Origin of the sequence: Actinotalea sp. C106 (assembly GCF_023630195.1) — a bacterium.
Lineage (GTDB): Bacteria > Actinomycetota > Actinomycetes > Actinomycetales > Cellulomonadaceae > Actinotalea.
This window is the reverse complement of the sequence record NZ_JALPKN010000077.1, coordinates 1-12,148: the sequence shown is the minus strand read 5'-3', so window position 1 is coordinate 12,148 and position 12,148 is coordinate 1. Positions and strand designations below refer to the sequence as shown.

The following is a 12,148-nucleotide window of genomic DNA, read 5'->3' as shown; positions in this document are numbered from 1 at the left end:
CCGACTTGCGACCTCGTCGTGGTGCTGCTCACGGGGCGAGGGCTCGCCGGACCGCCCGACAGCCCCAGCGCCGTGCTCGAGGCCGCGGCCGCCGCGGTGCGCCCGCGGTGACGGTCAGCGGGCAGTGCCTGTCATCCGGCGGTGGCCGTCGGCCGCGCTGACCTGACCGGCAGCTCGACGAAGTCGCGGCACCGGACCGGCCAGCGCAGCACGACCCGCACCGGCGGCGGGACGCGCGCCAGGCCCGCGCTCGTACCGAGCTCCGACGGCAGGCCGAGAGCCAAGATCTCCCCGCGCATGAGCATGCGCCCGCCGCCCGCGGCCCGCAGGTTGGCCAACCACTCGACGTCGGGCCCGTAGGTCAGGGCGATCGTGACCGTGCCACCTGCGCGGAAGGCCAGGAGCGGGGTGTGGCGCACCGTCCCCGAGCGGCGACCGACGTGCTCGAGGTCGACCAACGAGCCGTGGCCGGTGAGCCGCAGCATCAGGGGGTTGAGCACGCGACGGTTGATCGGGATGATGCGCTGGGTGATCGGCACGGGGGCCTCCGGCTGCTGGGGTGGGACCAGTGTGCCGCCGTCCGCGGACCTGCGCTGCCCTGGGCTGATCCGCTGGCGGCAGCGTCGGCGGCCGGCCGCGAGGGGAACCACCCAGGATCGGTCCATGGCCCAGACACCCACCCCCCGCCCCCTGGACGACGAGCTCGCCGCCCGCCTCCTGCACCAACGCACCATCGTGCTGGGCACGGCCCTGGACGAGACCTCGGGCAACCGGCTGTGCGCGCAGCTCCTGCTGCTCTCGGCCGAGGACCCGCGCCGTGACATCAACCTGTGGATCAACTCCCCCGGCGGCTCGGTGCCGGCGATGCTCGCGATCCACGACGTGATGCGCCTGATCCCGAACGACGTCGCGACCCTCGCGATGGGTTGGGCCGCGAGCGCCGGCCAGTTCCTGCTCTCGGCCGGCACCACGGGCAAGCGCTACGCGCTGACCCACTCCAGGGTGCTGCTGCACCAGGGCTCCTCGGGCATCGGGGGCACGGCGGCGGACATCGAGCTGCAGGCCGAGGACCTGCGCCACACCCGCGACACCGTGATCGGGCTCGTCGCGCAGCACACCGGGCAGCCGGTCGCGACGGTGCTCGCGGACTCGGCCCGCGACCGGTGGTTCACCGCCGAGGAGGCCCGGGAGTACGGCTTCGTGGATCACGTCCTGACCGACCTGAGGTCGGTGGCCCCGACGGGCACGTCCGGGCGTGTCCAGGCAGGAGGGTTCGCAGCATGAGCCAGTACACGATCCCCTCCGTGGTGGAACGCCGCGCGGGCGGGGGCGAGCGGGTGGTCGACGTGTTCAGCCGCCTGCTCTCCGAGCGCATCGTCTACCTGGGCACCGAGATCGACGACGGCGTCGCGAACGTGCTCGTCGCCCAGCTGCTGCACCTGGAGTCGGAGAACCCCGACGCGCCCATCTCCCTCTACATCAACTCCCCCGGGGGCTCGGCCTCGGCGGCCCTGGCCGTCTACGACGCGATGCAGTACGTGCGACCCCCGGTCACCACGACCTGCGTGGGCCAGGCCATCGGCCCCGCGGCCCTGCTGCTCGCGGGCGGCACGCCCGGACGCCGAGCGATCCTCGCCCACGGGCGCGTGGTGCTGCACCAGCCGTCGGCCGAGGGGCGCGGCGCCCTGCCCGACCTCATCGTCGCCGCCGAGGAGGTCGCACGGCTGCGCGCGGAGCTCGAGGGGGTCCTGGCACATCACACGGGCAAGGAGCCCGGCGCCCTCCGGCGGGACACCGACCGCGACCTGGTGCTGACGGCCGGGCAGGCCGTCGCCTACGGCGTGGCCGACCACGTGGTGCAGGGACGCGTGGCGGAGGGCCGAGGACGCTGAGCGTCAGGCGGCGAGGAGTACCGGCGCGTCCGCGGCACGTGCCAGGTCCCGCGCCAGGCCACCGGCGAGGTCCACCAGGGTCATCCCGAGCGCCCGCGTCACGGCACCGAGCACCTCCGAGGAGGCCTCCTTGCGTCCACGCTCGACCTCCGAGAGGTACTGCGCCGAGACCTGGGCCGCTGCGGCGACGTCGACGAGGCGCAGGCCCGCGTCGAGGCGGACCTCCCGCAGCCTTCGCCCGATCGCATGGCGCCACGCCGCGCGCTCGCCGCGTCGAGGATGGAGATCGGTCACGGTGGCGTCCATGCGGCGACGGTATCCCTCCCCGGCGGCGACCGTTCGGCCGATCTGCTGTCAGCGGAACGGACTCCGGACCCCGCGGCTCACTCGCCGACCTGGCCATCGACGGCCTCGCGCAACACATCGGCGTGGCCGTTGTGCCGGGCGTACTCCTCGATCATGTGCACGAGGATCCACCGCAGGCTCGGCGTCCGACCGTCGCTCCACGAGCGCTTCGCCGGGCGGTCCAGGCCTCCCTGCGCCATGGCCTGGGCGACGGCCGCAGTCGACCGTCCGACGGCGGCGGACCACAGCGAGCGCAGCTCCTGCGGGGAGTCCTCCGCGGCCGAGTGCCAGTCCCAGTCGACGTCCTGGGACCAGTCGACGGTGTCCCACGGAGGGTTCGGCTCCCGGCCGAGGAGCGCCTCGCCGAACCAGCTGTCCTCGACGTAGGCCAGGTGCTTGAGGAGGCCGCCAAGGGTCATCGTCGAGGGACCGACCGTGATGGCGAGCCCGGCAGCATCCAGGTCTCGGGTCTTCCACTCGAGGGTCTGCCGGTGGAAGTCCAGGAACCCGAGCAGGGTCTCGCCCTCCCCCGCGGACGCGGGTGGCTCGGTGCGGCCCTGGTCGTCGACGTGCGCCATGGCAGGCAGGCTACTCGCCCCTCGTCGGCCCTTGCGTCCCGTCACGGACGCGGCGTAGTCTCCCCGACGAACCGCATCGAAGCGCTTCTACGACATCGGAGTCCGCATGGCCGCCACGATCAACGACGTCGCCCGCGTCGCCGGGGTGTCCATCAGCACGGTCTCCTACGCCCTGAGCGGCAAGCGCCCCATCGGCGAGAAGACCCGTCAGCGCATCGAGTCCGCGATCCTCGAGCTCCAGTACCAGCCCAACGCCGGGGCCCGCGCCCTCGCCGGCCGGCGCACCTACATCCTCGCGGTGACCGAGCCGCTGCGACCTGACACCTACACCCCCGCGCACATGGCCTTCGTCCTCGCGGCCGCCACCGCCGCACGGGCCTACGACTACGACGTGCTCCTCCTCACCCAGGACGAGGCGACGGGCGGGCTGCACCGTGTCACGTCCAGCCGCCTGGTCGACGGCGTGATCGTCCTGGACGTCCTGGCCGAGGACGAGCGGGCCGAGCTCGTCCGTTCGCTGGACGTCCCGGCGGCCCTGGTCGGGATCCCCGCCGACACCGACGGTCTCGTGTGCGTCGACCTCGACTTCGAGGCTGCGGCACGCCTCGCCGTGGATCGTCTGGCCGACGGGGGGCACCGCGTCGTCGGGCTGCTGGGCCACCCGCCGTCGGTCTACGCGCGCGGGTCGAACTTCCCGCTGCGCTTCCGGGAGGCCTTCGTCGCCCGCGCCGCCGAACGTGATCTCGAGGTCCGTCTGGGCGCCCCTGAGCGCACCATCGCCGGCGTCCGCGAGGCCGTCGCGGAGATCCTCGGGCCGGACCGCGACCTCACCGGCCTGGTGATGCACTGTGAGGACACGATCCAGATGCGCGCCCTGGACGTGCTCTGCGAGGCGGGGCTGCGCGTCCCGCAGGACGTGTCGGTGATCTCTGCGGCGTCGACCTTCGACACCTCGACCTTCACCCCTCCGCTCGACGTGATCCCGCTGATCCCTGCGGAGAGCTGCTCGCGGGCCGTCGAGCTCACCATCGCCCAGATCACCGGGACGGTCGACCCCCGCGTCGAGCTGATCCCCCCGACCTACGTCGACCGCGGCTCGACCGCGCCTCGGCGTCCGTAGCCCAGCACCCCACCGAACCAGGACGAGAGGACCGACGCGCGACCGTCGTCGAAGCGCTTCGACGCCTAGACAGTCAGACCAGCAGGCAGTCAGACCGCGATCCCGCGGCCTACGAGGAGGTAGGAGAACCATGAAGTCCAGAAAGCTCACGATCGGCGCCGCAGCCACCGCTGCGGCAGCACTCGTCCTCGCCGGCTGCGGCGGCTCGGACGGCGACGACACGGGCTCGGGCGGCGACGTCCTGCGCCTGTGGCACTACGAGAACCCGACCAGCGCGATGGGCGTGGCCTGGGAGGAGGCCATGGCCGTCTTCGAGGAGGAGACCGGCGCCACCGTCGAGTTCGAGGAGCGCAGCTTCGAGCAGATCCGCACCACCGCGAGCCAGGTGCTCAACTCCGACCAGGCCCCCGACGTCCTCGAGTACAACAAGGGCAACGCCACGGCCGGCCTGCTCGCCAGCCAGGGCCTGCTCATGCCCCTGGACGACGCCGTCGCCGAGTACGGGTGGGACGAGCAGCTCGCCCCAGCCCTGCAGACCACGGCCCGGTACGACGAGCGCGGCATCATGGGCTCGGGCAGCTGGTACGGGGTGCCCACCTACGGCGAGTTCGTGCAGGTCTACTACAACGTCGACATGTTCGAGGAGGCCGGCGTCGAGGTCCCGACCACTCTCGCGGAGTTCGAGGAGGTGCTCGCCACCTTCACCGAGCAGGGCGTCACCCCCTTGGCCCAGGCAGCCGGGGAGTACCCGACCGGCCAGCTCTGGTACCAGCTCGCCCTGACCCAGGCCGACCGCGACTGGGTCGACGCCTACCAGCTCTACACCGACGAGGTCGACTGGCAGGGCGAGGAGATCACCTACGCGACAGAGACCGTCAAGGAGTGGGTCGACGCCGGCTACATCTCGACCGACGCCACGGGCCTCACCGCCGAGGACGCCGGCACGGGCTTCATCAACGGCACCTACCCGATCTTCTTCTCGGGCAGCTGGTGGCAGGGTCGGTTCACCGACGAGATCACCGGCTACGAGTGGGGCACCTTCCTGTTCCCCGGGGCCGAGATGTCCCCAGGCTCGGCCGGGAACATGTGGGTGATCCCCGAGCGCTCGCAGAACGCCGAGCTCGCCCAAGAGTTCATCGACATCACCATGCGCCCCGAGATCCAGGCCCTCATGGGCAACAGCGGTGGCGTCCCGGTCGACGCCGACCCCGCGGACATCACCGACGAGCGCAGCGCCGAGCTGATCGAGAACTTCAACACCCTCAACGACCGGGACGGCATCGCCTTCTACCCGGACTGGCCGACGTCGACCTTCTACGACGAGCTCAACGCCGCTCTGCAGGAGCTCATCAACGGCTCCCTCGAGCCCAGCGCGGTGCAGGACCAGCTCCAGCAGCAGTACGAGGCCGGCGTCGCCGACATCACCGGCTGAGCACCACCTGCTGAACCGGGCACGGTCGGGTGCCGCCCCGCGCGGCGGCACCCGACCCCGGTCCTTCCCCTACCCAAGGAGTGGCGTCATGGCGAGCACCCTCGCCCCCACCGCGCCTCGACGGCGCGCGCCGTCGGCCCTCATCCCCAAGACGAGCCGGCGCAGCTACTGGATCTACCTCGTGCCCGGTCTGGCGATGCTCACGATGGTGATCATCGTGCCGCTGGTCTGGAACGTGTACCTGACCTTCACCTCCTACCGAGGGATCCGGCCGCCCGAGTGGATCGGCCTGGAGAACTGGGCGCGGCTCTTCGCCGACGAGACGTTCTGGGCCTCGTTCCGGAACTCGATCGCGATGATCGGCGCCATGGTGGTGCTGCCCACCCTCGTCGGCCTGGTGCTCGCGGCCCTGCTCTTCGACCTGGTGGGCAAGAAGTTCGGCGGCAAGATGGCCAGCTTCCTGCGGGCGACGTACTACCTGCCGCAGATCCTGCCCTCGGTCATCGCGGCCATCGTGATCGGCTGGATCCTGCGCCCGCAGAACGGTGCGCTCAACGCGATCCTCGACGGGGTGGGGCTCGGCGCCCTCCAGAACAACTGGCTGGGCGACCCCGACACGGCGCTGCTCAGCATCATGCCCGTGCTGGTCTGGATCCAGATCGGCTACCCCGTGGTCATCTTCATGGCCGCCCTGCAGCGCGTGGACCCCGAGCTCTACGAGGCCGCCGAGCTCGACGGCGCCAACTGGTACCAGCGCTTCGGGGCCATCACGGTCGGGATGATCCGCCCGGAGATCTTCGTCGTCGTCCTCACCTGCACCATCGCGGCACTCAAGGTGTTCGGCCCGGTCTACGCGCTGACCGGCGGCGGGCCCGGCACCTCGACGATCGTCCCGGCCTACTACGCCTACAGCCAGTTCTTCCAGGCTCAGCAGGTCGGCTACGGCGCCACGATCGCCACCGCCCTGACGGCGGTGATCGCCGTCGTCGCGGTGGTCTTCATCCTGGTGCAGACGCGCCTCGAGCGACGTGAGGAGGTCGGCTGATGGCTACCGAGCCGATCGTCACCGGCCACGGGGCGAGCACCCCGGGCCAGGGTCAAGGAGCACCCGCGCGACGCGCACCGAGCGCCAACCGGACGCACCGGTCCGCCGGCGACTGGGCCGTCCTGGCGGTCGCGGTCCTCATCGGGCTGTTCATCGCCTTCCCGTTCTTCCTCATCGTCATCAACTCGTTCAAGTCCCCCGCGGAGTACAGCACCGGCGGGCCGCTCGCCCTGCCCACGGGCCTCTACACCGACGGCCTGGTGGCGTTCTGGGAACGCGTGAACTTCCCCGAGAAGGTGTGGAACAGCGTCTTCATCTCGGGGATGGTCGCCGTCCTGGCGGTGCTCATCTCGATGTTCAACGCCTTCGCCCTGGGCATCGGTCGGGTCAAGGGACGGCTGTGGATCGTGGTGCTGATCCTGCTCGCGAACATGCTCCCGCAGGAGGTGCTGCTGTACCCCTTGTACTTCATGTTCCGTGAGGTGGGCCTGTACGACAACGTCTGGGCCGTCATCATCATCTTCACGGTCATCCAGAGCGCCTTCGGCACCTACCTGCTGGCCTCGGTCTACAGCACCTTCCCCAAGGAGCTGCTCGAGGCCGCCTCGATCGACGGGGCCGGCCGGTGGCGGATCCTGTGGCGGGTCGTCTACCCGATCTCGCGGCCCACCCTCTCGGTGCTGCTCATCTTCTTCTTCATCTGGACGTGGAACGAGTTCCTCATCCCGCTGACCTTCCTGGTCTCCAACGCCAACCAGACGGTGCCCGTGGCCATCACGGCGCTGCAGGGCGACCGGATCATGGATGTCACCACGACCAGCGGCTCGGCCCTGCTCGGGCTGATCCCCACCCTCGTCTTCTTCCTCATCTTCCAGCGCACCCTCACCCGGGGCATCACGGCAGGAGCGGTCAAGTAATGAAGTTCACCGACGGGTTCTGGCACACACGTCCCGGCGTCGACGCCCAGTACGCGGCGCAGGCCTACGACATCGACGCCCGCCACGACCAGGACGGCGACCAGCTCGTCGTCCACGCCCCCACCCGGGTGATCCGGGGCCGGGGCGACACCCTGAACCGCGCCCTGCTCACCGTGACCCTCTCGAGCCCGCTCGACGGCGTGGTGCGGGTACGGATCGAGCACCACCGCGGCACCCGGCACGACGACGGGTTCGACATGGTGGGCGCCGAGACCGGGCACGGCGAGGCCGAGGCTGGCGCCGAGGGCGGGGTGCTGCGCACCGGCCCCCTCACGGCACGGATCACCGCAGGTGCCCCGTGGGACCTGACCTTCGAGGACGCCGAGCGCGTGCTGACCCGCTCGGGGCACAAGTCGGTGGGGTACATGACCCTGGATCCGGACGCGCCCGTCCCGAGCGAGCCCGCAGGCATCGCCGGGGTCACCACGACGGGCCTCGCGGCCGCCCGCACCTACGTGCACAACCAGCTGTCCCTCGGGGTCGGCGAGCTCGTCTACGGCCTGGGCGAGCGCTTCGGCCCCTTCGTCAAGAACGGGCAGACGGTCGACGTCTGGAACGCCGACGGGGGCACCTCCTCCGAGCTCGCCTACAAGAACGTGCCCTTCTACCTGACCAACCGTGGCTACGGGGTCCTGGTCAACCACCCCGAGCACGTCTCCTTCGAGGTCGGCAGCGAGGTCGTCGAGCAGGTCCAGTTCTCGGTGCCCGGCGAGGCCCTCGAGTACCTGGTGATCTACGGCCCCACCCCCGAGCAGGTCCTCGAGCGCTACACGCGCCTGGTCGGCCGGCCCGCACGGGTGCCCGCGTGGTCCTACGGGCTGTGGCTCTCGACGAGCTTCACCACCGACTACGACGAGGCCACCGTCAACCAGTTCATCGACGGCATGGTCGAGCGGGACCTGCCCTTCAGCGTCTTCCACTTCGACTGCTTCTGGATGCGCGAGTTCGACTGGACGAGCTTCGTGTGGGATCCCCGCACGTTCCCCGACCCCGAGGGGATGCTCGCCCGCCTCCACGAGCGGGGCCTGCGCACCAGTGCCTGGGTCAACCCGTACATCGCGCAGCGCTCCGCCCTCTTCGACGAGGCGGCCGAGGCCGGCTACCTGGTCCGTCGCACCGACGGCAGCATCTGGCAGTGGGACCTGTGGCAGGCCGGGATGGGGCTGGTGGACTTCACCAACCCAGCGGCGCGCACGTGGTTCCAGGGCAAGATCCGCACCTTGCTCGGCCAGGGGATCGACGCCATCAAGACGGACTTCGGCGAGCGCGTGCCGGTGGACGTCGTCTGGCACGACGGGTCCGACCCGTACCGGATGCACAACTGGTACGCCCAGCTGTACAACCAGGCGGTCTTCGAGGTCCTCGAGGAGGTGCGCGGCGAGGGTGAGGCCGTGCTCTTCGCGCGGTCGGCCACCACCGGGGGGCAGCGCATGCCCGTGCACTGGGGTGGGGACAACTCCTCGACCTTCGAGTCGATGGCCGAGTCGCTGCGCGGCGGGCTGTCGATGTCGATGAGCGGCTTCGGGTTCTGGAGCCACGACATCGGGGGCTTCGAGGGCGATCCGGACCCGACCGTCTTCAAGCGCTGGGTGGCCTTCGGTCTGCTCTCCTCCCACTCGCGGCTGCACGGCTCGCAGAGCTACCGGGTCCCGTGGCTCTTCGACCGTGGCGACGAGGCCCCCGGCACCAGTGCCGTAGAGGTCACGCGTCGATTCGCCCAGCTCAAGATGGAGCTGATGCCCTACCTGTACCAGGCCGGGCTCGAGGCCCACGCGATCGGTCTGCCGGTCATGCGGCCCATGCAGCTGGCCTTCCCGAACGACCCAGCCGTCGCGCACCTGGACCGGCAGTACATGCTCGGCCCGGACCTGCTGGTCGCCCCGGTGCTCTCGGCACGCGGGGAGGTCGAGTACTACCTGCCTGCCGGCCGCTGGACCAACCTCCTGACCGGGGAGGCGGCCGACGGCGGTGCGTGGCGCCGCGAGCACCACGAGCTCGACTCGGTCCCGCTGTGGGTCCGCGAGGGGGCCGTGCTGGTCACCTCCCCCGGGGCCGACCGGCCCGACCGGGACCACGCCGACGGCGCGCTGGTCACCGTCTACCCCGGGGTCACCGATGCTGAGGCGACCGTCACCGATCCCGCGACCGGAGCCGTCACGCGCTTCACCGTCCGCCGTGAGGAGAACGGGGTCACGGTGACGGCCGAGCCGACGGCCACGCGGTTCACCGTCCGCGTCGCGGGTCAGCCGCCCGTCGGCGCCGAGGAGGGCATCGCCGTCCTGCGCACCTGAGGCCGAGCCAGGTCACCCGGCGGCGACGGCAGCCCGCACGTTCCGTGCGTGCTCGCCGAAGCCGCGGGTGTCCTGCTCGTGGTGGCCCGCGGCGGCGAACGCGTCCTCGAGCAGCCCGAGCTGGCGGACGAGGTCGACCCGCAGCTCGGGGTCGTGCGCCCGGGTGCCGACCCTCTCGACGAGCTCGAGGGTCTGGTGCATGACCGACGGCGCGCCTGCCGCGTACCAGCGCATGCTGTCGAGCACCCCACGCACCAGTCCCGTGGCGTCGGGGGCGGGGGCGTGCACGCGGAGGGCACCGTCCTGGTCGAACCGCCGTGCGGAGGGATGCCGGCGAGCGGCGAGCATCGCCAGCCCGGCGGAGAGGTCGTCCAGGGCGTTGATCGCCGTGTACGGGTCGTTGGTCCCCGGGGAGAGGGCCCGCACCGCCATCTCGGTGAGCTGCTGGACGGCGAACTCGACGTCCTGGTGCGGGGTGCGCTCGTCGGTCACGAGGAGCGTCGCCTGCACGGCCTGGACGACCCGCTGGTCCGTCTGGCCGACGGGGTGGAGCCTCGCGATGATCGTGTCCGGGAGCACGTAGCGCCCCGGCCGCACCTCGAGCCGCACGACGAGGTCGTGACGCACGGCGAGCCGGAGGAGCTTGTCGTGGGCGACGGACTGCACGTAGCCCGGGCGACCCGCCGGCACGGGCGCGCCCCCGGTCGGGACGGGCAGGTCCGGGCCCGCGGCGTCCTGCGCCGGGCTCGCGGCGAGGTCCTCGCGGTCGTGACCGACCTCGGAGGGGTACAGCCGCTCGACCGTCGTGCGCAGCTCCTCACGGACCCCGCGCGCCAGGGTCGCGACCTGCACCGAGTCGCTGATGTGGTGGATGAAGTAGACGAGGACCGCGACGTTGGCGACTGCGAGGAGCACCGCGGCGTTGACGGCGAGGTGCGGGACGAACACCTCGGCAACCTGCTCACCCGTGTCGCCGAGCACCCGGATCGACCGCAGCACGAGCAGGCTGTAGAGGAAGGTCGCGACGAACACGCCGAGCACGGTCTGGTTCCCGCGGTCGGCCATGAAGTTGCGGACCAGGCGCGGCCCGTAGCTCGACGAGGTCAGTGCCAGGACGGCCATCGTGATGGAGAAGGTCGTGCCGGCCACCGCGAGGCTCGACGTCGCGATCGCCCCGAGGAGGTCACGGCTCCCGCTCTCCCCCACGCTGTACAACAGCTCACCGAACCACCCCGGCACGCGCGCGTCGCCGCGGTGCTCGTCGAGGGTGGTGAGCCCCTCGGCCAGGCCCACGGCGAGGAGGCACAGCAGCGCGGGGATGAACCAGAACCGCTCGCTGACACGCTGCACGATGCTCACGGGGCCGACCTTGCCAGCAGGCCGTCCGCACCGCCCGCTGACAGCCGTCCCGGCGGTCCGACCGTCGGGGAGGCGGTGCTGCCGTTGCGCCCGGACGCACCATGGCGAAGAGTGCTGTGGGTCACCAGCGACCTCCGGGAGGACGACGATGCCCCGCCCCATGGTGCTGCCGACGACGATCCCCGTCGTCCTGCCGCACGACTACCGCGCCGGTCCCGAGCTCGACGCGGTCGCCGACCGGGCCTGGACCACGGCGAGTGCCAAGCTCGAGTCCCTCACCGAGGGCCACCCCGACGCCTTCCCGCTCTACACGTCCGACGGACGGTGGGTCGTGGACGGCGAGGCCTGGACGAACTGGTGCGAGGGATTCCTCGGCGGCCAGCTGTGGATGCTGTCCGACCGCGCCCGGACCGCGGACGAGCGCGAACGCTTCCGCGCCAAGGCCGAGCACTACTCACGGCTCATCGAGCACCGGAAGACCGACGACACGGTCCACGACCTCGGCTTCCTCTTCTGGTCGACGTACCGGCGCTGGCTAGAACGCACCGGGGAGCCGGCCCACGAGGCCGTCCTGGTCGAGGCGGGCCGCACGACGGCGAGCAGGTTCCGCTCCCTGGGCGGCTACCTGCCGAGCTTCCGCCGTCCGGACTCGCTGTTCATCGACATCATGATGAACGTCCACCTGGCCCTGTACGCGGCGCAGCGCACGGGAGAGGAGGACCTCGCGCGGGTCGCGGTGGAGCACTGCCTGACCACCCGACGCCACCTCGTGCGCGGTGACGGATCGGCCTCGCACGAGGCGATGTTCGACCTCGAGACCGGCCAGTTCCTGGCGCAGACGACTCAGCAGGGGCACTCCGCCGCGGGATCCTGGGCGCGGGGGCAGGCCTGGGCCCTCCACGGGTTCGGGACGGTCTACCGGTTCACGGGTGACCGTCGCCTCCTGGCCACGGCTGAGGCGGCCGCCGACTTCTGGCTCGAACGGACCCGTGACCAGGTGGTCCCGCCCAACGACTGGGAGGAGCCGGACCCGCCGCGACCCTGGGAGAGCTCGGCCGCGGCCGCCGCGGCCGGGGGCCTGTGGCAGCTCGCCGGCCTGGTCCACGACC

At 71.4% G+C, this 12,148-nt stretch carries 12 protein-coding genes; 8 read left to right on the top strand and 4 right to left on the bottom strand.

Annotated elements, in window-relative coordinates; translation table 11 throughout:
- Nucleotides 1-131 precede the first annotated feature (131 nt).
- The gene (locus L0B03_RS07385; RefSeq protein WP_250445163.1) at nucleotides 132-539 is read right to left on the bottom strand and encodes a nitroreductase/quinone reductase family protein; all 408 of its coding nucleotides are present in this window, start codon (nucleotides 537-539) and stop codon (nucleotides 132-134) included.
- A 124-nt stretch (nucleotides 540-663) separates the two neighbouring features.
- On the opposite strand from L0B03_RS07385, the gene L0B03_RS07380 reads away from it, so the two are divergent.
- Together L0B03_RS07380 and L0B03_RS07375 are read left to right on the top strand one after the other, a co-directional pair.
- Nucleotides 664-1,284 carry a ClpP family protease gene (locus L0B03_RS07380; RefSeq protein WP_250445161.1) on the top strand — a complete coding sequence of 207 codons (621 nt, stop codon included), beginning with the start codon at nucleotides 664-666 and terminating at the stop codon, nucleotides 1,282-1,284.
- Nucleotides 1,281-1,892 carry a ClpP family protease gene (locus L0B03_RS07375; protein WP_250445159.1) on the top strand — a complete coding sequence of 204 codons (612 nt, stop codon included), beginning with the start codon at nucleotides 1,281-1,283 and terminating at the stop codon, nucleotides 1,890-1,892. The genes L0B03_RS07380 and L0B03_RS07375 overlap by 4 nt, the downstream gene beginning before the upstream one ends.
- A 3-nt stretch (nucleotides 1,893-1,895) precedes the next feature.
- Here L0B03_RS07375 and L0B03_RS19265 read toward each other — a convergent pair whose 3' ends face one another.
- Nucleotides 1,896-2,198, bottom strand: coding sequence for a helix-turn-helix domain-containing protein (locus L0B03_RS19265; RefSeq protein ID WP_284501503.1), 303 nt, complete (start codon nucleotides 2,196-2,198; stop codon nucleotides 1,896-1,898).
- 77 nt (nucleotides 2,199-2,275) lie between these two features.
- A complete protein-coding gene (locus L0B03_RS07365) occupies nucleotides 2,276-2,815 on the bottom strand; it encodes a DinB family protein (protein WP_250445157.1) in 540 nt (179 codons plus the stop codon).
- A 106-nt stretch (nucleotides 2,816-2,921) separates the two neighbouring features.
- Here L0B03_RS07365 and L0B03_RS07360 point away from each other — a divergent pair, with 106 nt between their 5' ends.
- From L0B03_RS07360 to yicI, 5 genes are all read left to right on the top strand, one after another.
- Nucleotides 2,922-3,935, top strand: a complete 1,014-nt coding sequence (locus L0B03_RS07360) for a LacI family DNA-binding transcriptional regulator (RefSeq protein WP_250445155.1) — start codon at nucleotides 2,922-2,924, stop codon at nucleotides 3,933-3,935.
- Between the two features lie 130 nt (nucleotides 3,936-4,065).
- Entirely contained in the window at nucleotides 4,066-5,367 is a 1,302-nt protein-coding gene (locus L0B03_RS07355) for an ABC transporter substrate-binding protein (protein WP_250445153.1), read from the top strand.
- An 88-nt stretch (nucleotides 5,368-5,455) separates the two neighbouring features.
- Complete coding sequence (locus L0B03_RS07350; protein ID WP_250445152.1) at nucleotides 5,456-6,412, top strand: carbohydrate ABC transporter permease; 957 nt, start codon at nucleotides 5,456-5,458, stop codon at nucleotides 6,410-6,412.
- Nucleotides 6,412-7,329, top strand: a complete 918-nt coding sequence (locus L0B03_RS07345; RefSeq protein ID WP_250445151.1) for a carbohydrate ABC transporter permease — start codon at nucleotides 6,412-6,414, stop codon at nucleotides 7,327-7,329. Before L0B03_RS07350 ends, L0B03_RS07345 begins: the two co-directional genes overlap by 1 nt.
- Nucleotides 7,329-9,680, top strand: a complete 2,352-nt coding sequence (gene yicI / locus L0B03_RS07340) for an alpha-xylosidase (protein ID WP_250445150.1) — start codon at nucleotides 7,329-7,331, stop codon at nucleotides 9,678-9,680. Before L0B03_RS07345 ends, yicI begins: the two co-directional genes overlap by 1 nt.
- A gap of 12 nt (nucleotides 9,681-9,692) precedes the next feature.
- Here the strand turns inward: yicI and L0B03_RS07335 are convergent, their stop codons facing one another.
- Nucleotides 9,693-11,039, bottom strand: a complete 1,347-nt coding sequence (locus L0B03_RS07335; protein ID WP_250445149.1) for a DUF2254 domain-containing protein — start codon at nucleotides 11,037-11,039, stop codon at nucleotides 9,693-9,695.
- Nucleotides 11,040-11,187: 148 nt separating this feature from the next.
- Between L0B03_RS07335 and L0B03_RS07330 the strand changes: the two genes are divergently transcribed.
- Nucleotides 11,188-12,148: glycoside hydrolase family 88 protein (locus L0B03_RS07330; protein ID WP_250445148.1), on the top strand; the 961-nt coding region annotated here is incomplete at its 3' end.